Source organism: Bacteroidota bacterium (genome assembly GCA_026391695.1).
In the GTDB taxonomy this organism is placed as follows: Bacteria; Bacteroidota; Bacteroidia; order Bacteroidales; family JAGONC01; genus JAPLDP01.
The window spans coordinates 76565-101257 of record JAPLDP010000037.1 but is presented as its reverse complement, the minus strand read 5'-3'; the positions used below and the strand labels follow the sequence as shown (position 1 = coordinate 101257).

Below are 24693 nucleotides of genomic sequence, written 5' to 3'. Positions count from 1 at the left end.
ATTTCAAACCAGATCAAGTGATTCAACCTTAATATTGTCCAGGTTGGCAATACCAAGGTTGAGGTTTTCAGCCATGAACATAAATTCTTTTCCCCTTTGTGTCTCTTTTTGCTGGATGCCTGTTTCTATCCGTTTCTTAAGTATCATCTCATAACCAATCCGGTCAACGGCAACGGGATCAGTTCCAACCAAAAGTGTTTTGAATTCTGAAATATATTGCGGATCAGCGCCGGGTCCGCCCTCATGACAACCTCTAATGCCGTCGACAATATTCAGTACGACCTTATCCCTGATGGGAGGGAAGGCGCATGCTTCTGCTAAGGTGTCACTCCACAAATCTTTATGCAATCGCCCCGTATTGGTTACACAGCCATAAGCCAGATTTTTCAGGCATAGTGTCACGGATGTGCCCGCGTTTTTCAGGACAGGTACGTTGATGATCTTATCGACTTCCTGAGTAACAACCTTGCTGAAATACGAATATTTACCTCCATTAATCATATATGGCATAGTCTCCGAATCATATTCCCCTTCCACATCAGCCCAGTAAAACCATTCTTTATCAATCATTTGCTCACTGTATAAGCGTCCATCCTGATCATAAAAGGAACCATCCTTATCTTTCAGTTCTGTTCCTTTAAGTTTTATTCCGGGAAACCGTTCTTTGGTAAAACCTGCATCAAACAGTTCGAATTCACGTCTGTCGAAGATAACGATGTTCTGTCGTGGCACGCCTGACTGCTCGAGTTGTGAAATGATCGCCTCTGTGATCTCAAGACTTGTTGATAATACTTTGCCACCAATCGGATTGACCTTTAATGCGACGACATCGCCAGGGGAAACAAACATCCTCCATGCTTCAGCAATAGTCGTCATATCTGTCAATTGTAGCAAAGCTTTTTCCACCATTTTTGCTGCTGCCTTTTGATCAATCTTATTCCCTGCAATGCAGCTCTCATGATGAACTTTAACTACTTTGCCAGGAAATTTACCCGGTAAGGAAGTATCCTTTCTGGGAAACGCTAAAGCATCCTTGATATTTGTTGACGGTTTTTTCTTCTCAGTAACATCCTGTGCAACGGATTTCCTGAAGAATGATAGTGTGATCATCAATGCCATACTGCCCAATCCGGCCAGATGAAAGAACCGGCGGCGGCTTAATTTTGAACTATCGCGTGATGCTTTCATATTACATCAGATTTGTCTTTTCAAATTTATCGAATTCATCAGAATAGATAATGTTTACAGATTCAATATTTTTAGTTGATTTATAAACAGCAAATCCATCAACCTTAAAAATTATTAATTTTGCCTGCCATTTGATAATGTAAACAGCGCGATGTTTGAGAATTTAAGTGACAGGCTTGACAGGGCTTTCAAGATACTGAAAGGTCAGGGTTATATTACTGAGATTAATGTTGCCGAAACATTGAAAGATGTTCGGAAGGCATTGCTGGATGCAGATGTCAGCTTTAGGATTGCCAGGCAGTTTACCGATCAGGTCAAAGATAAGGCTCTTGGACAAAAGATATTAAGTGCAGTATCGCCGGGGCAGCTTATGGTAAAAATAGTGCATGACGAACTTGCAGCCCTTATGGGCGGGGAAAAAGCCGAACTGAATCTCAAAGGTGCACCAGTCATCATTCTTATGGCCGGCCTTAATGGCTCCGGTAAGACCACCTTTAGTGCAAAGCTGGCCAATTATCTTAAAACAAAAAGGGGGCGAAGCCCTTTGCTTGTTGCATGTGACGTATACCGCCCTGCAGCTGTGGAACAGCTCAAAATACTTGCAGAGCAAATCAGTGTGGATGTTTATATTGAGGACGACAACCGCGATCCGGTCAAGATCGCCCGGAACGCAGTGTCCTATGCACAAAGCAGGGGCTATAATACCGTTATTATTGATACAGCAGGTCGTCTGGCTGTAGATGAGGAAATGATGAACGAGATCGCAGCCATTAAATCGGCTGTCAAACCACAGGAAACACTATTTGTCGTTGATGCCATGACAGGACAGGATGCTGTGAACACAGCAAAGGCATTCAATGACCGGCTGGATTACGATGGAGTCATTCTTACTAAACTCGACGGCGACACACGGGGTGGTGCAGCCCTTACAATTAAAGCTGTAGTAAATAAATCTATCAAATTTGTCGGTGTCGGCGAGAAGATGGACGCTATTGATGTTTTTTACCCGGAAAGAATGGCTGACAGAATATTGGGTATGGGCGATATAGTTTCATTGGTAGAGCGTGCCCAGGAACAATATGACGAAGTTGAAGCCAAAAAGCTTCAAAAGAAGATTGCCAGAAACCAGTTTAATTTTGACGATTTCCTGTCGCAGATTAAACAAATCAAGAAGATGGGAAATGTCAAAGACCTTGTCGGAATGTTGCCAGGCATGGGCAAAGCCCTTAGAGACGTGGATCTTGATGATAATGCCTTTAAAGGATTGGAAGCTATAATTTTTTCAATGACTCCTCAGGAACGCCAGGATCCATCCATTATCAATGGCAGCCGCAGGAAACGCATTGCATTTGGCAGCGGTACTTCGATACAGGAGGTCAACAGGCTTATCAAACAATTTGATGATACACGTAAGATGATGAAGATGGTAACAACAGGCGGGGCGAAGAATATGATGCGAATGATGCGCAACAGACCTCGAAGATAAAATTAATCTGAATAGGAATGGAATTAATTGACGGTAAACGGATGGCTTCTGAAATAAGAGCCGAAATCGCCAGAGAAGTGGCAGCATGTATCGACCAGCAGGGCACCACTCCCCACCTGGCTGCTGTTCTCGTGGGCGATGATCCTGCCAGCCAGACCTATGTGAGAAACAAAGAAAAAGACTGCCTGGAAGTGGGTATAATTTCTTCTATATATAAATATCCCTCCACAATTTCGGAAAAAGAACTACTTCAAGCGGTCGACTTTATCAATAAGGATGACGATGTCAATGGAATGATAGTTCAGCTTCCTTTGCCAGCTCATATCTCCTGGAACAGGATCATTGAACACATTAAACCATCGAAGGATGTGGATGGCTTTCACCCTGTTAACATCGGCCGGCTTGCTCTTGATATGCCTGCTTACTTGCCAGCTACACCCTTTGGTATCCTTCAACTGATGGAAAGATATCAAATAGAGACAGAAGGTAAGGAATGCGTTATTCTGGGACGGAGTCATATTGTGGGATCCCCGCTTAGTATCCTGCTCTCAAAAAAAAGATATCCTGGAAACTGCACTGTTACACTTTGTCACAGTAAATCAAAAAATATTGAGGAAATCTGCAAAAGAGCTGATATCCTTATAGCTGCAATTGGTAGACCGGAATTTGTGCGGGAGTATATGGTAAAAAAGAATGCTGTGGTTATTGACGTCGGAACTAACCGCGTGCGCGATGATTCTAAAAGTTCAGGATTTGCGCTGGTAGGGGATGTGAAATTTGATGAGGTTTCCGAAAAATGCAGTTTTATTTCTCCGGTGCCCGGAGGCGTTGGCCCCATGACCAGAGCCGCCCTCCTTGTCAATACATTGAAGGCTTTTAAAAATGAAGTTTATAAGAGTGAAGATTAAAGTTTTAGAATGCAGGTCTGACTTCAGATTAGTCTATCAGTTATTCATGCTAATTAAAAAGATATTCATCATTGTTGTTTTATTGGTGTCATCTTTAAATGGCTACACGCAGATTATCGGATGTACCGACCCCCATGCTATCAACTTCCGGTCTGACGCTGTTGAGAATGATGGTTCATGCCTGTATGGGCCGACAAATTATTCCCCCCCTCTTTATATACGAAAACTCGATGACAAAGTCAGCGAAACATCAGGTCTGGTTTTTTTTAAGGGTGGATTATGGACCATCAATGACAGTGGAGGAGAAGCTGAAATTTATAAGATCGATACTATTACAGGTAAAGTGATACAAACGATCATTTTAAAAAATACCAGTAACAAGGACTGGGAGGATATTACTCAGGACTCTTCTTTCCTTTATATCGGTGATTTTGGAAATAAAGCAGGCAACAGGAAAGATTTATGTATTTATAAAGTATCCAAACGGCAAATACCCGAAAAAGGCAATGCAACTGTAAAAACTGAAGTCATTTATTTTACTTACATTGATCAGAGAAACTACAAGTTCAATCCGTATCATCATAATTTTGATTGCGAGGCTTTGGTCTGCAAGGATGACAGCCTCTTTCTTTTTACTAAAAACTGGGAAGACAATGCCACAAAAGTTTATACCTTACCAATTATGCCTGGCGTCTATGAGATATCTCCACGTAATAGCTATAATGTGAAGGGACTTATTACTGGTGCAGGATTAAGTCCGGATGGTAAACACTTAACACTTGTTGGGTGTTCTGATTTTCAATCATTTATAACCATATTGTTCGGCTATAAAACCAATGATTTTTTTTCTGGTAATAAACGGAGAATTGATTTTCCAGGTCTTCTTGTCACAAAAACTGAAAGTGTTGCTTATACCGATAATGAAAATATTCTCATATCAACAGAGCAGTCTTCTGTTCCGCAGTGTATTTTCAGGGTCAATACCGGGCGATGGACTTCCCCGGTAAGGAGTGATCTGGCTTATGATTTACCTGATCCCTTTAAAGTCAAAGTTTTGTATCCTCTTAAAAATGAAAAAGCATCCCTGCTGGTTTCCGATCTCCCTGATTCATGCCTTGTGATAGATATATTTAATACCGATGGCGAGAAAGTCTATAATGATGACACGGTTTTTGTATCCCCGCAACAGACTTATTCATTGAATATTTTAACCCAGGATTTTACACACGGCACTTACTTTATCAAAGTCACATCGGCAGACCAGTTCATATTGAAAAAGCTTATAATTGAATGATTTTAAAGCAATTCTCCGGCATCCAAACTGATATTGATCTTAATGGTGTTTTCAAAGTTGCAGAATTTCATAGTCACTGAACCTCTCCGTCAAGGGAGACTGCTTCCGTTAATGGAAGAGTTTTATAGTATCCAGGGCGAGGGTATGAATACCGGAAGCGCAGCATATTTTGTGCGGATTGGAGGCTGTGATATTGGTTGTCACTGGTGTGATGAGAAAGAATCCTGGAATCCTGCAATTCACCCCTTAACACCCGTTGAGGAAATCGTCAGTCATATTATATCCTGCAAAGCCAGGGCAGTGGTCGTGACCGGTGGAGAGCCACTTTTATATAACCTTGATCTTCTATGCAATGGTGTCAGAAAATCTGGTGTCAGAACCTTCCTTGAAACTTCAGGTGCTTATCCTCTCAGCGGTGTCTGGGACTGGATATGCCTATCACCCAAAAAGAATAGAAACTCATTACATGAATTATATAATAAAGCGAATGAATTGAAAGTTATTATTTCTGATATTAGTGATTTTGAATGGGCAGAAGAGTGCGCCTCTAAAGTGAAGGAGAATTGTAACTTGCTGCTTCAATCTGAGTGGAGCAGGCGTACTACCATAATTCCAATAATAACTGATTACATTATGCAGCATCCTGAATGGAGGATCTCATTACAGAGTCATAAATATATTGGTATCCCGTAGAAAATAACTATTGACTTGAGCGCATGAAATCCCTTGTAATATTATTTTGCCTGGCATTTTATTTCTCCTATCCAGTTTATTGCCAGGTTAACAAGGAAATCCTGACAACAGATTCAAAGCGAGCTATTAAGTATTATCGCCTTGCCGGAAAAAATATTATTTCATCTGATTATTTCCAGGCTGAAAAATCAGCTTTGGAAGCAATTGCCATTGACCGGCAATTCGTCGAGGCATATCTGCTGTTAGGTGATATTTACACAGAGCTTAAAGAATATGCCAAGGCTATTGATGCTTACACTGCTGCTATTGGGATAAATCCGGATTTTTATCCGGAAGTTTACCTTCTCATAGGCAAACTTGAACTCGGCTCAGGTTTATATGAAAAGGCCAGGGAACATTTCACAGTATGCCGGAATTATCCGGAAATTTCTCAGGCCAAAAAATCAATTATTGCGAAATACATTGGTGACTGCGATTTTGCCATTAAATTGCAACAAAATCCGGTTGTCTTTGAGCCGGTGAACCTGGGTGATAGCATTAATACGCCTGATGATGAATATGTCAACGCTATAACTGTTGATGGGAAAAAATTATACCTGACAAGGAGAAAACCTGACCAAATAGCCGGGGAAGCGAATCGCTATGTGGTTAATGAGGATTTTTATGTATCTGAAAATGATGCCGGTTTCTGGAGAAAGGCCACGTCGCTGGGACCGTCTGTAAATACAATCGATAATGAAGGGGCTTTATGTATTTCTCCTGATGGTAAATATATATTTTTTGCTGCCTGTAACAGGGATGATGGTTATGGAAGTTGCGATTTGTATTTCAGTAAAAAGGTTGGAGAGGGGTGGACAACTTCCCAAAACCTGGGTCCCGTCATAAATTCTTCTACCTGGGAATCACAACCTTGTTTCTCTTCAGATGGACGAACTCTCTATTTTTGTAGTACTCGAAAAGGAGGTATAGGAAAATCAGATATTTGGAAATCAACCATACAACCTGACGGGAAATGGAGTCGACCTGAAAATCTTGGTGATCTTGTCAATACTTCAGAGGATGAGATGGCACCATACATCCATCCCGACGGGCAAACTCTTTATTTCTCTTCCAGGGGGCATATGGGAATGGGTGGATATGACCTGTTTATTTCACGGAAAGATGTTAAAGGGGAGTGGTCAATGCCGGTCAATCTTGGGTATCCTCTCAACACGTGGGCCGATGAAATCAATATCATTATTGATGCAACTGGCCTGAATGCCTATTTTTCATCTGGAATGTCAGGAGGCTCAGGAAAAAGTGATATCTACAGCTTTGTCATTGATTCAAGTATTAAGCCTGTTCCGGTGACTTATCTTAAAGGAGTTGTTTATGATGCCATAACGAATATCCGGCTTGGATCATCCTTTACACTCATTGATCTGAAAACAGGTGATACACTCGTGGAATCCAATTCTGATCCTGTCACAGGCGAATTTATTCTCTGCCTTCCCTCCGATAAAAACTATTCTCTGCATGTGGCAAAAGATAAATATCTTTTTTATTCAGATAATTTTACCCTGATAGGCAGAAATACCGAGCTTTCGCCTTTTTTTAAAGACATTCCCTTGAAGCCGTTGAAACCTGGCGAGACGGTCGTTCTCAACAATATATTTTTTGATTTTGATAAATCAGACATCAAAGATGAGTCACAATCTGAACTTCAAAAATTGATCAGTTTTCTTGAAGAAAACCGAAATCTAAAAATCGAAATTTCAGGGCATACGGATAATGTCGGAAATTTATCCTATAATAGTGACTTATCTGAGCGAAGAGCCAAGGCAGTGTACGATTTTCTGGTAAAATGCGGAATTCCTTCATCTCGTTTGGATTACCGGGGATATGGTTCCTCGCAGCCCATCGACAGCAATGATACACCTGAAGGTAGAAATCACAACCGCAGAACTGAATTTAAGATAATAGGCGCTCAATAATTCTCTGGCAAATTCCTTGTTAGTAAAATTCTAATATTATTTCTATATTTTTTTAACTATTATATAGAAAAATACCTTTATTTTTGCAGACTTTATAGCAAGTGTTTTTGCTTTTTTTATTGTATATAATTGGTTACCAGCCTTTCAGAGGGTTGTGCCACATAACCGACATCCATAGCCAAAACGGATAAAAGGCAGGACATATGGTTGGGTAATCATCTGGCAATCAATTATATACGTTGGTAGTTAACGGGTAGACCAGAAAATATACCCTTTTAACAAACAAAGTTAATTTTATGTGCACAGATGATTACTCAAACGTTACCTTTAATATCCTTTCCGAAGGTAAATGGCCTTAATGGAATGGTGATCGGGAATCGTATTCCCAGAGAGTATTTCGTTACCAAAGGTTCCGGAGAAAGTGATATCACGGTTCATGCCGGTTCATATCATTTGGCTCTCCGTGCCGCCGGAATAGAACGGGTCAATATCATGACCTATTCTTCTATCATGCCTGCCATAGCTCAGGAAATCGAAAGACCTAAAAACCTTGTACATGGATCTGTGATGGAATCCATCATGGCTGTCGGTAACTCATTACAAGGTGAACGCGTCAGCGCCGGTATCATCCTGGGTTGGCTCTATGACAGAAGAAGTAATGAAAAATTCGGCGGACTGGTGTGTGAACATAATGGCAATTACTCAACTGACGAAATCGAACTTCTTCTTAAGGATAGCCTGAATGAATTATACATCAATGGATTTGAGGAAGACTATTCCCTGAAAGAAAAACGAATTATTACTGAATCATTTATTCCAGGGAAAAAGTATGGTACAGCACTGGTGGCTCTTTGCTTTACGAACTACCTTTATCCGGTGCTATCCAAAAATGGTAATGACAGCATTTTCAAACAGTCCATTTAAGCACAATACCAATGAATTTTGCTGGTATTCCAGATGAATTTTCGCGACTGGAAACATCGCGCATTGTAGTATTACCTGTTCCATACGATAAAACAAGTACCTGGATCAAAGGATCTGATAAAGGTCCGGAAGCTATCATCGAAGCATCAGCAAATATGGAATTATATGACATTGAAACCGATAGTGAGGTCTTTCGGTTTGGTATTTATACTTCTGATCCTATAAGTCACGATAGCACTCCCAAAAAAATGGTGCATTCAGTATACAAGTTGGTGAATAACTATATTAAGTCTGGGAAATTTGTGGTGACTCTTGGTGGAGAACATTCCGTCAGTATTGGTTCAATTATCGCCCATGCTGAATCATTTTCCGATTTCAGTGTTCTGCAACTGGATGCTCATGCCGACATCCGTCACGAATACGAAGGCAGCATTTACAACCATGCTTGTGTGATGGCCAGGGTAAGAGAAATATGCCCCTATGTGCAGGTTGGTATAAGAAGTATGGATGTGGATGAAAAACCATTTATGACTGGACACCATGTGTTTTTTGCCAAAGATCTCTATGACCGGAGTGAATGGATGAATGACGTCATAGGTCAGCTTTCAAAAAATGTTTACATCACCCTTGACCTTGATGTATTTGATCCGTCAGTCCTTTCTTCCACAGGTACACCGGAACCAGGCGGATTGGAATATTATCAGATGATCACCCTTCTCAGGAAAGTTAATGAATCGCTAAATGTTGTAGGCTTTGATGTTGTTGAACTATGCCCCAATCCTGCTAATAAATCTTCTGATTTTCTTGCTGCAAAACTCGTATATAAAATGCTTAGCTATAAGTTCTGTCTTTGAAAAATGAAAATTCACATGACGAAAGAAAAGAAATTTTTTCTGAAAGAAACTATCAAACACATTGACATTAAGTCTTTTGATGCCACACCTATTATCGTTGCCATGCGCGACATGGGCTTCTCATCCCGCGATACAGCTTCTGCGGCTGACATTTTTGAACGGATGCTGGACGATAAGGATTGCACAGTCATCCTTACACTGGCAGGAAGCACCAGCGCTGCCGGTTGTATGCAGGTATATGTGGATTTGGTGAAAAATAACATGATCGATGTGATCGTTGCAACAGGAGCATCCATAGTTGACATGGATTTCTTTGAGGCATTGGGTTTCAAACATTATAAAGGTTCTCCTTTTGTCAATGATAAGACGCTGAGAGAATTATATATCGACAGGATTTATGATACCTATATTGATGAAGAAGAATTGCAAATGTGCGACAGTGCGATTCAAAAAATAGCTGAAGTTCTCGAGCCAAAACCCTATTCTTCACGTGAATTTATCAGGGAAATGGGACGTTTCCTGGTAAGATATTCGAAAAAAAAGGACTCCCTGGTACAGGCTGCTTTTGAAAATAATGTCCCCATCTTCTGCCCGGCATTTATCGATAGCAGTGCAGGTTTTGGTTTAGTCAAGCATCAGTGGGAAAATCCTGATAAACATGTTACCATTGATTCGGTCAGGGATTTTTTGGAGCTGACTAAAATCAAGATGAAAGCACAGAGTACAGGTTTGTTTATGGTCGGAGGGGGAGTGCCTAAAAACTTTGCCCAGGATACAGTTGTTTGTGCTGAAGTTCTTGGTTTTAATGTACCCATGCATAAGTATGCTGTCCAAATAACTGTTGCTGATGCCCGTGACGGAGCCTGTTCCAGTTCGACACTTAAGGAGGCCTCATCATGGGGTAAAGTGGATACCGTATATGAACAGATGGTCTTTGCAGAAGCTACTACTGTCCTGCCTCTTATATTTAGTTATTGTTATCATAAAGGAACATGGAAAAATCGCCGCAAATGGGAATGGGCAAAAATATTTGACGCTTAATGATAATTCCTTACAATTCTCTTATAATAAAATCCTTATCTTTGCACCCAATTTTTGAAAAGCAGACATATAGTCATGATTAATATTACTTTTCCTGATCATTCCGTTAAGCAATACCCTGAAGGTGTTACGGCCATAGATATTGCATCCGGCATCAGTGAAGGTCTGGCCCGAAGAGTTCTTTCAGCCAAAATTAATGGTGAAGTGTGGGATGCTTCCCGGCCCCTATACCATGATTCTACTTTTCGCCTGTTGACCTGGGACGATGAGGAAGGTAAAGCCACCATGTGGCATTCCTCTGCACACCTGATGGCTGAAGCCATCGAAAGCCTTTATCCAGGGGTAAAATTTGGCATCGGCCCGAATATTGAAAATGGCTTCTATTATGATGTCGACTTTATGGATTATTCCATTACCGAAGATGATTTGAGGAAGATCGAAAACAAAATGCTTGAATTGGCCAGGGAAAACCAGACATTCATCCGGGAAGAAGTCACAAAAGCTGAGGCGACAAAATATTTTACTGCAAAGGGCGATGAATATAAACTTGAGCTGATCAATGACCTTCAGGAAGGATCTATTACCTTTTATAAATCGGGCACTTTTACCGATCTGTGCAGAGGTCCTCACCTCCCTGATACAAGCTTTATCCGGGCTGTTAAACTGCTGACTATTGCCGGTGCATACTGGAGAGGCAATATTAAGCGAAAGCAACTGACACGGATTTATGGCATCACATTTTCCAAGCAGAAAGACCTGACCGATTTCCTGGAACTATTGGAAGAAGCAAAGAAAAGAGACCACCGTAAGCTTGGGAAAGAACTTGAACTGTTTACATTCTCACAGAATGTGGGATCTGGACTGCCATTGTGGTTACCACGTGGTGCGCAGCTTCGTGAGCGTCTGGAAAATTATCTGAAAAAATTGCAAAAGAAGGCAGGTTATTTACCGGTTGTAACTCCTCATATCGGCAATGTTGAACTGTATAAGATTTCTGGTCATTTCGAAAAATATGGTAAAAATTCATTTCAGCCGATATCAACCCCTGAAGAGGGCGAACAATTTTTCCTTAAACCGATGAACTGTCCGCATCATTGTGAGATTTACAAAGACCGTCCACATTCCTATAAAGACCTTCCGATACGTTATGCCGAATTTGGAACCGTCTACCGTTATGAACTGAGTGGTGAACTTCACGGTCTTACTCGTGTCAGAGGTTTTACTCAGGATGATGCACATATCTTCTGCCGTCCCGATCAGCTTAAAGAGGAATTTGTAGGCGTGATGGATATCGTGTATACGATATTCAAGGCATTGGATTTTAATGATTTTACCACCCAAATATCGCTACGTGATCCCAGTAATAAAGAAAAGTATATAGGATCTGACGAGAATTGGGAAAAAGCAGAAAATGCCATTCTGGAGGTAGCAAAAGAAAAAAACCTGCCTGATATTGTCATCGAGTATGGCGAAGCTGCATTTTATGGACCAAAGATGGACTTCATGGTTAAAGATGCACTCGGGAGAAAATGGCAGCTTGGAACCATACAGGTCGATTACAATCTCCCTGAACGTTTTGAACTGGAGTATACAGGCAGTGATAATCAAAAGCACAGACCGATCATGATCCATCGTGCCCCCTTTGGCTCAATGGAACGATTCGTTGCACTGTTGATTGAACATACCAGCGGTAAATTCCCGTTATGGCTTACTCCCGATCAGGCTATCATATTGCCAATCAGCGAAAAATATCTTGATTATGCAAAAAAAGTTTTAGATTTGCTGAATAATTGCGATATTCGCGCCCGAATTGACGAGAGAAATGAAAAGGCGGGAAAGAAGATCCGTGATGCTGAGGTCAGTAAGATTCCCTACATGCTTATTGTCGGTGAAAAAGAAGAGGTGCAGGCCATGATTTCTGTTAGAAAGCAGGGAGTGGGTGATATAGGTGTTTTTACAGTTGCTGATTTTGCACGCCGCGTGAAGGAAGAGATTGAGAAAGTATTAGATAATTAATATTTAATTCATTTATTAACAAAACGATAGGAGGAATAAACAATAGCAACAACGTTCAATAATCCTGGAGGACAAAGGAATATTACCAAAAAGGAAGATAAATACAGGGTAAACGAGGGAATCAGATCGCCTGTAGTACGAGTTGTAGGAGAAAATATTGAACAGGGTATTTATAACATCCGTGATGCAATCAGAATAGCTGAAAGCCTTGACCTTGATCTGGTGGAAATATCTCCGACAGCTAATCCACCTGTTTGTAAAGTCATTGATTATAAGAAGTTTCTTTATGACCAGAAAAAGAAGCTTAAAGAAATGAGGGCAAAGACGGCGAAAATCATTGTTAAAGAGATCAGGTTAGGCCCAAATACAGATGATCATGACTTCAACTTTAAGTTGAAACATGCAATAAAATTCCTTCAGGAGGGTGCAAAAGTGAAAGTCGATGTATTTTTCAGAGGTCGTTCAATCGTTTATAAAGAACAAGGGGAAATTATCCTGCTTAGGTTTGCACATGACCTGACTGAATATGGAAAAGTCGAGCAATTGCCCAGGTTGGAAGGAAAACGTATGACCCTGATCATTACACCTAAAAAATAGAAACTGAATTAAAACCATAAATACACGCAGGAAATGCCAAAGATGAAGACGAAATCCGGTGCCAAGAAACGATTTTCTTTCACCGGTACCGGCAAGCTGAAAAGGAAACATGCTTTCAAGAGCCACATCCTGACAAAGAAATCCAAGAAACGTAAACGCAATCTCGGTTATTTTACCATTGTGGATAAAACGGATGCTGGAAAAGTCAAACAGATGCTTGTCCGGTAAGCGGTAATAAATTTAATTATTAACTTACTCTCAGCACCTAAGTTTCCTTGATCCGGAACGCTGAAGTAAAAAAAGAACAAAAATGCCACGATCAGTTAACTCAGTCGCTTCAAGAGCGAGACGAAAAAAAGTCCTCAAGCGGGTCAAAGGCCAGTTTGGGGCCAGAAAGAATGTTTGGACAGTAGCAAAGAATGCTTACGAGAAAAGCCTTCAGTATGCATACACCGACAGACGCAAGAAGAAAAGAAATTTCCGCAGTCTGTGGATTACCCGAATAAACGCCGGGGTCAGAGAGTATGGATTATCATATTCGGAATTCATAGGTATGCTGAATGAGAAAAATATAAGGATCAGCCGTAAGGTCATGGCCGACCTAGCCATGAATAATCCTGAAGCGTTCAAAGCTATCGTTGATGCTGTTAAAAGCTGATTCAGAATTTGATCACCTTTTTAACTGTTGATTCCGATTTATTTCCAATCTGAACGTAATATATCCCATCAGGATAATCCATCAGATCTAATATAGATTTATTTCCATTAACGGAAAAAGGCTTCAATATTGGATGCCCTTCTGCGTCATACACCTGAATGAAATTATCTTTGAAACAAATGCTATTGTCTGGAGAAATGGTGTATAATCCGTTTCCGGGATTAGGAAAAATATTCCACATATTAGACAATAGGGTTGTTATATCACTTATTCCCCCATCGGTAGTATGAAAGATGATCCCATCTTTACCAACGACCCATCCATTGTTTTCATCACTGAAATGGATCCCATTGAAAAACTTATATGCTGGTGCTGAAAATTGCTGTGTCCATTGTGCCCCGCTTGTAGTGGTATAATAAAGCTTATCTCCCTGAAGAGCCCAACCTTTGTTCTCATTTATAAAAAAAAGAGCGGTAATAGGTCCGTCAGCCCCTTCAGGCAGCTGTTCAGTCCAGTGATCACCAACATCGGTCGAATGTACAATCATATTATTCAGTCCAACCCATCCTATGTAAGGATTGATGAAAAATACCGAGTACAACAATTCATTTATACCTGGATCCCTGATGGTCCATACATCGCCGCCATTTAAAGTATGAATCAGTACTCCGATCTCAGTTCCACCTGTTGCCCATCCATTGTTCACATCGCTGAATGATACGGATAATAATTTCTGCATGGTACCTGAGAACTGGAAGTACCAATGTTCACCTCCATCGTTGGTATTTAAAATGACACCATTATCGCCGACAATCCAGCCAGTGTTTGAATTTATAAAACAAACATCATAAAGGTCAACGATATATTCGTTAATCTGTTCGGTCCAGGTGTTACCACCATCCATTGTATGATAAATTTTGCCCATTGTTCCGCATACCCAGCCGGTAGTATCACTGGTGAACCAAACACCTTCCCAATAGGTGGATGGCTGGAGTATTTGCAGTTCCCAGTTCTCTCCGCCATCTGTTGTTTTAAGGATTGTTCCATTGTATCCGACCACCCAACCTTTAGTGCTGCTCTCAAAGTGCACATCTGTGAGTGTTTTTGTGATCCCAGAACTCTGGGGAGTCCATCCACGCTGTGAATATACCATCGTCGATATAAGAAAGAGAACATGAAGCAGAAACCACTTGTTAGATATTTTCATTTTAATCATAATACATTGGTTATAAAATAATTATACATTTTTATCAATTTTATTTTGTACATTTCATTTTTCATTTTTTCCTTTTTCAGGATGAGTTCTTTTATCTGTTCCGTCAATATTCGCTTTGCCAGAATGTTCTTCTTTTGATCAAGCAGGTACATAACAGGTGAGGAATGCACATCATAAAGGTCATGAAAATTACTCGTCATGCTTAGGTAGCCATTGACATTTATCCATCTGAGATCTTTTTCATGGATATACTTTTTCCATGCTACGATAGATGTGTCGATACATACTGCATAGACTTCAAAATTCAGGCTATCATGGCTGTTATTATAGAAGGCTTTTAATAACGGAGTCTCTTTCTGGCAATGACCACAATCTTTTTCCCAGAAATATATTATTGTGTATTGTGCATTTATGCTATAAAGCGAAACAGGAATGTCATTCGTGTCCAGCAATATCATAACAGGAGCCGGCTTGCCGATAAGCAGCGGATCAAGTATTTTAGCCCTGTCGATAAGGTTTTGTCTCACAGTTTCATTAAGCCAATCCAGGCGCTGTGGACGAATATATTTTTTTACCAGGTGAACGAAAACAGCATCCATCCCCATGATTTCTGAACGCTCATATTTGACGATAAAATTCCACAGAAGATATTTGAAGATTTCATTATTACCTGCAACATTCAGCAATAAACGGTCAATTTCCTGACATAGTGAGTCTGCTACAGGAATGACAAGTTTCGCAAAATAGTCATCGATTTTTTTCTGGAATAAGGGGGTTCGTAATAACCTCTCATCATTCAGGTCAAAATTATCCCAATAATGCTGCTTATAATACCGGTAAGCAAAAGAGGAATCTGTATTGCCGCTCATCGATCCGGGATCAGGAGGTATTTCTGGTTCAATGGAAGCTGTGAGAAAAGTGGCAAGAAAAGTACCGCTATGACGGTAAATGACATTGTTCCGGTAGTCTTTTACTTCCCTGTCTACCTTTAGAATCTCTGAACGGATAATGACAACCGAATCTTCTCCCTGGGAAGGTCGCTTTAGCAAATTCTGCCAGTAATCCACTTCTTTATATTTCTTCGACAAAAAATTGATGTATTCATAAAACAAGGTGTTCTCCTCTGATCCTTTGAACTTCATTTGTTTTGTAAAATCTGCTGCATCGGTTTCAATTCGGAAATTCTGCCTGTCGGTGATGATGAAGTCAAATAACTTGTTTTTCTTTTGTCCGGCTATTAGATACATTCCGGCATCGAGAGTGGTATCGCCCTGAAATACACACTCTCCTGAGGAATTGCAAAAGGCTGTATCGATCAGAAAAGTCTTGTCACCGAAATAACTGGCTAAAAAGCATACAGTATCCGATAATTGGTTAATCCTGATAATGATTTTATACCCTCCAGGGGCGGCACCAACAAATAATGAGCAGAGAGCAACTATAAGTAAAGTATAAACGGTTCCCTTTCTCAACATCTTGACAGGAGGTAATGAATTTTTAAGTTTCTCAAAGGTAAATATTTTAAATAAAGGTTCTGCCGTGATTACCTTCATTATGTCGTTATATGATCAGAAATTTGTATTTTAGTATAGGATTTTAAACCTTTGTTCCCATTACGGATATCCGGAGAAAGAGCCGACAAACATTAATTCGAACTGATGCGATTAGCGATTCTGACAATCATCCTCTTTTGTTCTGTCTTTGATGCCGTATCACAGCACGACATGGATTCATTGCTTTACTACCGTGGCAAATCTTTCCAGAATTACCTCCTGATCAAAGACACGATGACACGTCGGACATGGATCAATATGAGGAATTATTCCGAAAGCCTTGAAGCTATCGTAAAAACTGATGATATTATAATCGATTCGGTGCTTCCTGATCTGATAAACAGACTCCAGACAGCCAGTGAGAAAACTATTTTCTTACAGCAGCAGTTAACTGAAAAAGAGCAATCACTCGGAAAATCTGAAACCGAAGTCAAAAATCTTCATCTTTTATTTGATTTCCTTTTTTTTATAGGGGGAGCCGTTTGCTTACTGTTCCTTACATTTCTAATTGTGGCGATTATTTACATTTTCAAATTCAGGCGTCGCAAAAGGTTGGTCTCTGAAAAAGACACTTATCTTGCCGGATTAAATAAACAAATATCCGGTCAAAACAGCATTATCCAGAAGCTGGAAACAGAGGGACAACATGTAAGTAACCAAATCGGGAAATTTTCAGAATCCAATCAGTTACTCCTCGCCGAAAAAGAAGCCCTTGAAAATGAATTATTGGAATTACGGTCTGCATTTGAAAAAGAAGTGTACATGCGTAAAGAAATCGAAGCAGAACTGAAGCAATTACTGAAGATAATAAATGACAAATAACGATAATTCCTCTCTCATATCTGATCATTGATAATTGATCATTGAGTAATCTCCACTTCTCTCTCAACATTATTCCCAAACCAGGCCTGATCCTCAATAAGCATCTCAATGACTAATCTGTATCTTCCGGGTTGATCAGGAGTGATGACAAGTATATCCTGTTCGGATTTTTTTATGATGTAACTTTTCAATGGTGTTCTGATACCATCCCATTCAATGAGTTCTTTATTTTTGTACCAGTGATAAGCTATCTTTATTTTCTTTTGCAAATCACCTGTAATAGGAGTACTATTAAGATTCTCAATATTAACCGGCAGATAGACAGCTTCACCGGTTTTAAATGTATATAATCTGGAATAATGAAATGAAAGTTTCAAATTTTTACCGAATGATGTCATGTTTATCGGAATCATTTCAAGTTCCCGGTAAAGGCCATTACAAAGTGTGAAGTAGTTAGGATTAAGATAGCTTACTTCACAAATATCCCACTGCTGGAATATAAACTGGCCAGGTTTCAGATTCATCCTGTTATCCCTGAAGTTTAAATCAGATTGAGTGATCAGTGATACTGTGAAATCTCTTCCTTTCTCAGAAGAGTACAATATAGATTCGACCGGCAATGACCAGCCGAAAGGCATTGTCAGATTTTTGTCTTCATTTTCGTTTATGAAAAATTTATCTCCCGGCATTTGCCTGCCATAAGCTGCCAGACCTTTGATATATGCGACCCTTTGCCCGAAAACCTCTCCCGCTTCAACGATTTGTATTATCCTAAAGATAACAATAGAGGCAATGACTACTATACTTGAAATGTGACTGATTCCTTTTGTGTTTCTGAAGACTTCAAAGATGAATGGTATCACCAGTATGGGAACTATCGGAAAATATACCTGTTGCATATATCTGCCTGTCTGGAGACCATCACTGGTAATATTAATAAGAATGATGTAACCTGATAAAAAAAGTACGATAAGTGCGGCTTGAAGTGATTTTTTGGAGAAATAAAGGTAAATCATTGACAAAATGAAGATCATTATCAGATCCCAGTAATATGTAATGAGATAAATGGACAATTTCGCCATATAGGAAAGGCTGATAATCTGTAGATGATGGTGGTGCCGGTTAAAACTAAAGAGATAGTTTATTTTTTCGCCTTCATAATCACTCATTGTGAGGGATTTGAAGACGATTCCGGCAATAACAAGAATCAACAGAAAAATATGAAGTCTTTTGATACCTCTCTCTTTAACAATTATGTCAAGTAGGATGGTAAATGCTAAAAGAAGTATACTCACCGGGTGGCTGGTCAAGATCAGAATAGCCAAAATCACCAACAGAATAAGTTCCCATTTCTTTAAAGGGATTTTTTGTAATAAAGCATAAAAAACGACCAGCAATCCTACGCCATAATACATTTCAAACTGCGGACAAAAATAACCGTGGGTAATACCTGCCAATTGCATCACTATGAGTGCTATTATGGCATATCTGTTTTTGAGATAGTAATATGTGAAGAGCGACAAAATATAAAAATAGAGGACGTGCCCTAGTGAATAGATAATGATGATTACCTTGAGAGGGATATGTAATATGACACCCGCTAAAGGGATTATCTGTGAAAAGGCCAGCACAACGCGGCCATGTTCTATCCAAAAGCTCCTGGCATTAATTACCCGTGACAGGTAGTAGCCTGCGTCGGCATAAAGTCTTTCCTCACTTAAAAGAATTGCAATAATGAATAAGCCGAGAAAGACCAAATGGAAGATGAGAGTCTCCTTTTTAGACATAACCTAATAGAAAATTTGATTATTCTATTTTTGCTCCCAGGTGCTAAGATAAGCTTTTTGAAAGACACTGAACCATTTTTTCCCATTGACATAATCCTTGATTTTAATTAAAGGATTAATATCGGGATAAAGCTTCTGATCCTCCGATGCCAGCTCTCTGCCGAGTCTTTGTTGTATAGTAAGGGTTTCTTTATCAGGAAATTGTCTGTCTTCTAAATGATGTAATATCGAAAGAGTATTTTCCGGATATTTAAGATCGATTAATTCCTTAGCTAAGCATAATAGCGTTTCATTACTGCCATAGCTTTTACATATTTCTGATAGAGTGACCATCTCCATCCCAAATGAAGCGATATTTTTTTCCTCATAAAAGCACTTGCTTTCAATGAACAGTTTGATGGCTTTCTTGCAGTTGCCTTCTATGACAGCTTCTGGCAAAAGAGCGGTCATTTTTTTATAGCTGATGGCCGGTGAATACTTTTGTGACAATGCGATCGCAGCATCAACATTTATAATACACGAGGTGTCGTCCTGAGATAGATTTATTGCCTTTTTCAATATGGATTCCAGTGTCAGATAATTATTGTTCATGATAACATCTTCTGCATCAAGTAGCAAGTCGATATAACCCTGCTCAGCATTTAAGCATCTTCTTTTTTTGATCATCTCCTTGAGGTCTGAAAGTGCAGCAGAAATTTCCTGATCTTCAGTTAACCGGTAGGTGCTGGTCATCACGAGACATTCATCATAGAGAGTTTGTGATTTTTCCGGTTCATTGCCCCAGATGTGCATCCTTGCTATGCTCAGCTTCTGCAGGATGGGTGTTTTTCCTGCATTCATAATCAAGGAATCAAATCGGGGATCCTTTTCCAAACCGTAGCGTAACGATAGTTTTTCTGCTTCCCCGAGAATAGTCAGCAGCGTATCATTAGGAACATAGCCGGCTTCCTGGAATGCTTTTGTTATGTATGTATCAAAAATGATCTTATACCCTGTTCTGACGGCCTCTGCAGAAATGATGTACATACTGTTTTCTTCCTGAATTTTTGCTGCTTTTTCCAGGTAATTTTCTGAAAGGTCTGTGTTTCCGGCTTCCATAGCCTTCCGGGATAAAAGGATATAAAAATCATGCATTCCATAGGCTGCCTGCGATAACCTTATAAACATCTCTTCATTGTACTTCTGACCGCCATAATGTTCACAAAGACTGGTGGAATTTAATATCAGGTCGCATGCTTCGTAATAGCTACCCTCGCTGATTAATGAGTCAGCTTTATGAAGACACAGGGTGTAGTATATATTAGTGATTTGTTTCAATAAAACTGATATCGCAATGCTGTGTTTTTCATTGTAAGTGGCCGGTTTAATAAGGCTGACATATTTTGCCAGGTTCGAATTTGTAAATTCCGTCTTACCATATTCATAGTAAATCGACCCGGAAAGTAAGTCGGACTTTTTCGCCTGATCGAAAAACGACAGCAAATGGTCAATATAATGGCCGATCAGATTCAGGAAAAATTGTCTGGACAATGCCGGATGTGAAAAAGCCATCTTTTCTTTCAGAAAGTCCCCTAGTAGGACCTGCCGACGCATGAGCAGATCCAGACGGTCATAATATTTTATCGTGTCATGCATTTCAATGCCAAGTTCCACACCAAAGTGATTGTTGGTCAGGTGGTGAATGATTTGATCTGTCACTATATAGTGTGTAAATACTTCAGGAAGCCTGTTATTTGGAAATAATTCACATTTGTCAATGATTCTCATGGCAGTGTCAATGATACTGCCTGAAACATAATAATTATTGATTTCCATTATTTTATCATCAAATTTTTCCAGATCCTCTGTTCTGAAGCTGAGTGACAGATCCGAAAAAATGATTTGAAATGCGCTGGTATCAACATAATTTATCAGTTCCAAACTCGTATCAAAGACATCGCTATTATTGAAAAAGATGTTTGAAAAATGGATTTTATAAAGTGACACCACTCCATTTGAAGTAATATTCACATTAAAACTTACACAGGAGGGGTATAAATACTCTGAGATATTGAAATCCTTATAGAAGGTATCGCCTGAACAGTTTTTTCTGTTAATGGTAATATGGAAGATAAGAGTCGTATCGTTTACAGAGCTCAGTTTTTCCCGGTGTGATAAAGAGCAGGTAAATACCGTCGAGTAAGTGTCTTTATTGATGCTTTCGGAGATAATCTTGATAAAATGATTGATGATCGGATCCTTGTGGTGGATTTCATTGTGGAGATTATAATGAACAGTTTCATGAATGACAGTGTCGATGAGAATATTTTCCTGTTGAAAAGCCTTGAATGGGGAAAATAATGCTGAACAAAAAAACCAGGCAATGAGAAGTCTTTCTGACATGGATGTATTTATAAGAAAACCCCGAAAAGTTTCGGGGTTTTTAAATCTCAGGGTGCCCAAGACAAGACTCGAACTTGCAAGGCCTTAAGGCCACTACACCCTGAATGTAGCGTGTCTACCAATTTCACCACTTGGGCATTGGTGCCCAGGACAAGACTCGAACTTGCACGTCCGACCGGACACTACCCCCTCAAAGTAGCGTGTCTACCAATTCCACCACCTGGGCAAAGGGAGTGCAAAAATACGAAAAAAATCCAAAATAAAAATTTTATATTTTATATATCTTTGTTTTTTGAATAACAGTAGATTTATGTCTCTCTCTTTATCCCCAAGGGATTTTAATCAAATCAGTTCATTAGGCATTGATCTGGACAAAATTGAAACCCAGATTGAAAATTTTATTCATGGTTTTCCTTTTGTTGACCTTATAGCCCCTGCTACTGTGAAGCACGGCATCAAGGCTTTTAATGAATCTGAAATTAATAAATACATTGATTATTATGATGAAAATTTTCAGAAATGCCATTTGATAAAATTTATTCCTGCTTCCGGAGCCGCCAGCCGAATGTTCAAACATTTGTTTGAGTTTACCGAGAGAATAAGGGATGGTAAACATGTTTATGAGCACTTTGTGAAAGATAAGGGCTTTCATTCTATATACCGGTTTATTCAGGATATTCATCAGTTTGCCTTCTTTCCCGATTTGGAAAAGATAATGAAGGCAAATGGAGGAGATATAGAAAGATCATTGGAAAGTGGTGATTATAAGTCCATTGTTAATTCCCTCCTGACCCGGAATGGTCTGAATTATTCCAATCTTCCAAAAGGTGTGTTAAAATTTCATTATTATCCTAATGGCGCAAGGACACCTCTTGAGGAGCATCTTGTTGAAGGAGCAAATTATTGCCGGGATAGCAAAAATCAGGTTAATGTTCATTTCACTGTGTCGCCTGAGCATATGGATAAATTCACCGAACATGCCACACTTGTTAAAGATAAGTATGAAAAAAAGTTTGGTGTAAAATATGATATCAGCTTTTCCTTACAGAAATCATCTACAGATACTATCGCTGTCGACATGGATAACAGACCATTCCGCGATAAGAATGGCAACCTGTTTTTTCGTCCGGCCGGACATGGTGCACTTATCGAGAACTTAAACGATTTGAAAGGTGATATTATTTTTATTAAAAATATTGACAATGTTGTTCCTGAAAGGCTGTTAAATGAAACCATCCTGTATAAGAAAGCGTTTGGTGGATATCTGCTTCTATTACAAAGAGATATGTCAGATTTTTTAAGGATAATGGAATCACCGGTTAGCGAGGAGCAGATCGCTTCAATATGTCATTTCTGTCGTCAGGAATTGATGCAGGACATAAGTGAAGATTTTGGGCGTCTTACAAAACCAGAAAAAATTTCCCATCTATTTGATCTTTTGAACCGGCCAATCCGCATATGTGGTATGGTGAAAAATCTCGGTGAACCTGGAGGAGGACCATTCTGGGTGAAAAATGAAAAAGGCACCATATCCCTGCAGATTGTTGAAACATCACAGATTGACAGTAATAATCCTGCCCAGAGAGATATCCTCAATGGATCAACTCATTTTAATCCTGTGGACATCGTATGTGGTGTAAAGAACTACAAAGGAGAACCCATTGACCTGTTAAAATATATAGATCCATCCACAGGATTTATATCTATAAAATCGAAAGATGGCAGGGATATCAAAGCTCAGGAATTACCCGGTTTATGGAATGGCGCCATGGCCCAATGGATAACTATTTTTGTTGAGGTGCCTGTGATTACATTCAATCCCGTTAAAACTGTGAATGACCTGTTGAGAGAGGAACATCAGGGAAGATAATGAAAATTATAACACTGAAAATTCATCATTGAAATGAAAAATCAAACACAAATAACACGTGATATTTCAATTGATGACCTTGTGACTTTATATCCATTTACATTACACTATTTATCCCAGAAAGGTATACGGTGTATCGCTTGCGGAGAGCCTTTATGGCTGACACTGGAAGATGCTGCCAGGGAAAAAGGCTTTGATGACACCACCATCGATCAGTTTATCCATGAATTACGCTTGATGGCCATGCGTGAGGAAAACTATGAACGAAGAAGTAATAGGGTATTCAACTTTAAGAAATATTCACCCTCAGGTGACAATCCTTCCGGGCAGGTTTAAATTGGTTATAGTGAATAATCGTTATTATCTCCCGCTTCGTGAATAGGGCGATACATCCTGCCCGGCAAACTGCCTTCTCAGATACTTGAAATATCCTGCCACCGCAATCATGGCCGCATTGTCTGTGCTATACTCGAAACGTGGCAGATAAGTCCTCCATCCATGGGATACTTGCTTTGAAAGGATAGTTTTTCTTAATGCTGAATTAGCCGAAACGCCACCAGCAATAGCGATTTCCTTAATGCCGGTAATATCAGAAGCCTTCGTCAATTTTTCCATCAGAATCTCCACAATGGTGAACTGAAGAGATGCGCAAAGATTGGACTTGTTTTTTTCTATAAAATCAGGATCCTCAGTTAACCGATCGCGCAGGAAATACAGGAATGAAGTCTTTAACCCACTGAAGCTATAGTCCAGATCAGGGATACTGGGTTTAGGAAATTTAAAAGCATCAGCGTGTCCTTCTTTAGCCAATTTGTCGACCATTGGCCCACCAGGATAGGGGAGTCCCATGATTTTTGCTGCTTTATCGAACGCCTCCCCGGCAGCATCATCAAGCGTTCGGCCTATGATCTCCATGTCAAAATAATCCTTTACCAGGACGATTTGAGTATGACCACCTGATACAGTCATACACAAAAATGGAAAGGAAGGTACATCATGCTGCAGATCTTCTCTTTGGATAAAATGAGCCAGAACATGTGCATCCAGGTGATCTATTTCTATAAGCGGTATGCCTAATCCCATCGCAAAGGATTTTGCAAAGCTCGTACCCACGATAAGAGAGCCCAGAAGCCCCGGTCCTCTTGTAAATGCAATGGCTTGCAATTGTTTTTTATTTATCTTTGCTAAGTGCAGCGCCTGTTCAATAACAGGAATGATATTCTGCTGATGTGCCCGTGAAGCTAACTCAGGCACAACACCACCATATTTCCGATGCACATCCTGGTTGGCAATAACATTGGAAAGGATGACGTTGTTATGTGTTACAGCTGCTGAAGTGTCATCACAAGAGGATTCTATGCCCAAAATATAAATATCCATTGCAACTTGTGGAAGAGGCTAACAATCATATCAAACGCAAAAGTATAAAAA

21 protein-coding genes and 2 tRNA genes are annotated in these 24693 nt (G+C 39.7%); 15 read left to right on the top strand and 8 right to left on the bottom strand.

The features are described 5' to 3' along the window. Positions 1–3: 3 nt before the first annotated feature. Positions 4–1188 (bottom strand): DUF362 domain-containing protein, encoded by a 1185-nt coding sequence (locus NT175_05590; GenBank protein ID MCX6234186.1) that lies wholly within the window; start codon positions 1186–1188, stop codon positions 4–6. Between the two features lie 151 nt (positions 1189–1339). Between NT175_05590 and ffh the strand changes: the two genes are divergently transcribed. The 12 genes from ffh (at position 1340) to rplT (ending at position 13632) form a co-directional block, all read left to right on the top strand. Then, entirely contained in the window at positions 1340–2674 is a 1335-nt protein-coding gene (gene ffh, locus NT175_05585; GenBank protein MCX6234185.1) for a signal recognition particle protein, read from the top strand. Positions 2675–2691: 17 nt separating this feature from the next. Further along, positions 2692–3582, top strand: coding sequence for a bifunctional 5,10-methylene-tetrahydrofolate dehydrogenase/5,10-methylene-tetrahydrofolate cyclohydrolase (locus NT175_05580; protein ID MCX6234184.1), 891 nt, complete (start codon positions 2692–2694; stop codon positions 3580–3582). Beyond that, positions 3557–4876, top strand: coding sequence for a T9SS type A sorting domain-containing protein (locus NT175_05575; protein MCX6234183.1), 1320 nt, complete (start codon positions 3557–3559; stop codon positions 4874–4876). The genes NT175_05580 and NT175_05575 overlap by 26 nt, the downstream gene beginning before the upstream one ends. Before the next feature lie 111 nt (positions 4877–4987). Further along, positions 4988–5569, top strand: coding sequence for a 7-carboxy-7-deazaguanine synthase QueE (locus tag NT175_05570; protein MCX6234182.1), 582 nt, complete (start codon positions 4988–4990; stop codon positions 5567–5569). A gap of 23 nt (positions 5570–5592) precedes the next feature. Further along, positions 5593–7542, top strand: a complete 1950-nt coding sequence (locus NT175_05565) for an OmpA family protein (protein ID MCX6234181.1) — start codon at positions 5593–5595, stop codon at positions 7540–7542. Between the two features lie 306 nt (positions 7543–7848). Next, the gene (locus NT175_05560) at positions 7849–8466 is read left to right on the top strand and encodes a pyruvoyl-dependent arginine decarboxylase (protein ID MCX6234180.1); all 618 of its coding nucleotides are present in this window, start codon (positions 7849–7851) and stop codon (positions 8464–8466) included. A gap of 11 nt (positions 8467–8477) precedes the next feature. Then, entirely contained in the window at positions 8478–9320 is an 843-nt protein-coding gene (speB, locus tag NT175_05555) for an agmatinase (GenBank protein MCX6234179.1), read from the top strand. A 15-nt stretch (positions 9321–9335) separates the two neighbouring features. Next, complete coding sequence (locus tag NT175_05550) at positions 9336–10361, top strand: deoxyhypusine synthase (GenBank protein MCX6234178.1); 1026 nt, start codon at positions 9336–9338, stop codon at positions 10359–10361. A 75-nt stretch (positions 10362–10436) separates the two neighbouring features. Continuing rightward, entirely contained in the window at positions 10437–12377 is a 1941-nt protein-coding gene (gene thrS / locus NT175_05545) for a threonine--tRNA ligase (GenBank protein MCX6234177.1), read from the top strand. 81 nt (positions 12378–12458) lie between these two features. Beyond that, a complete protein-coding gene (gene infC, locus NT175_05540) occupies positions 12459–12974 on the top strand; it encodes a translation initiation factor IF-3 (GenBank protein ID MCX6234176.1) in 516 nt (171 codons plus the stop codon). Between the two features lie 33 nt (positions 12975–13007). Beyond that, positions 13008–13202, top strand: coding sequence for a 50S ribosomal protein L35 (rpmI, locus tag NT175_05535; protein MCX6234175.1), 195 nt, complete (start codon positions 13008–13010; stop codon positions 13200–13202). A gap of 82 nt (positions 13203–13284) precedes the next feature. After that, positions 13285–13632, top strand: coding sequence for a 50S ribosomal protein L20 (gene rplT / locus NT175_05530; GenBank protein ID MCX6234174.1), 348 nt, complete (start codon positions 13285–13287; stop codon positions 13630–13632). Position 13633: 1 nt separating this feature from the next. Here rplT and NT175_05525 read toward each other — a convergent pair whose 3' ends face one another. Together NT175_05525 and NT175_05520 are read right to left on the bottom strand one after the other, a co-directional pair. Further along, positions 13634–14848 (bottom strand): YCF48-related protein, encoded by a 1215-nt coding sequence (locus NT175_05525; GenBank protein MCX6234173.1) that lies wholly within the window; start codon positions 14846–14848, stop codon positions 13634–13636. Continuing rightward, positions 14845–16401 (bottom strand): DUF5106 domain-containing protein, encoded by a 1557-nt coding sequence (locus NT175_05520; protein ID MCX6234172.1) that lies wholly within the window; start codon positions 16399–16401, stop codon positions 14845–14847. The genes NT175_05525 and NT175_05520 overlap by 4 nt, the downstream gene beginning before the upstream one ends. 105 nt (positions 16402–16506) lie before the next feature. On the opposite strand from NT175_05520, the gene NT175_05515 reads away from it, so the two are divergent. Continuing rightward, on the top strand, positions 16507–17223 hold the full coding sequence (locus tag NT175_05515; protein ID MCX6234171.1) for a hypothetical protein: 717 nt from the start codon (positions 16507–16509) through the stop codon (positions 17221–17223). Positions 17224–17261: 38 nt separating this feature from the next. On the opposite strand, the gene NT175_05510 is transcribed toward NT175_05515, so the two are convergent. From NT175_05510 to NT175_05495, 4 genes are all read right to left on the bottom strand, one after another. Then, positions 17262–19010 (bottom strand): hypothetical protein, encoded by a 1749-nt coding sequence (locus NT175_05510; GenBank protein MCX6234170.1) that lies wholly within the window; start codon positions 19008–19010, stop codon positions 17262–17264. 24 nt (positions 19011–19034) lie between these two features. Further along, positions 19035–21392 (bottom strand): hypothetical protein, encoded by a 2358-nt coding sequence (locus tag NT175_05505; protein MCX6234169.1) that lies wholly within the window; start codon positions 21390–21392, stop codon positions 19035–19037. 53 nt (positions 21393–21445) lie between these two features. After that, positions 21446–21529, bottom strand: a tRNA-Leu gene (locus NT175_05500). Between the two features lie 2 nt (positions 21530–21531). Beyond that, positions 21532–21618: transfer RNA gene (locus tag NT175_05495), tRNA-Leu, on the bottom strand. An 84-nt stretch (positions 21619–21702) separates the two neighbouring features. Here NT175_05495 and NT175_05490 point away from each other — a divergent pair. Further along, positions 21703–23262, top strand: coding sequence for a DUF4301 family protein (locus NT175_05490; protein ID MCX6234168.1), 1560 nt, complete (start codon positions 21703–21705; stop codon positions 23260–23262). 33 nt (positions 23263–23295) lie between these two features. After that, complete coding sequence (locus tag NT175_05485; protein ID MCX6234167.1) at positions 23296–23598, top strand: hypothetical protein; 303 nt, start codon at positions 23296–23298, stop codon at positions 23596–23598. A gap of 24 nt (positions 23599–23622) precedes the next feature. Here the strand turns inward: NT175_05485 and tsaD are convergent, their stop codons facing one another. Further along, positions 23623–24642 (bottom strand): tRNA (adenosine(37)-N6)-threonylcarbamoyltransferase complex transferase subunit TsaD, encoded by a 1020-nt coding sequence (gene tsaD / locus NT175_05480; GenBank protein MCX6234166.1) that lies wholly within the window; start codon positions 24640–24642, stop codon positions 23623–23625. Positions 24643–24693 lie beyond the last annotated feature (51 nt).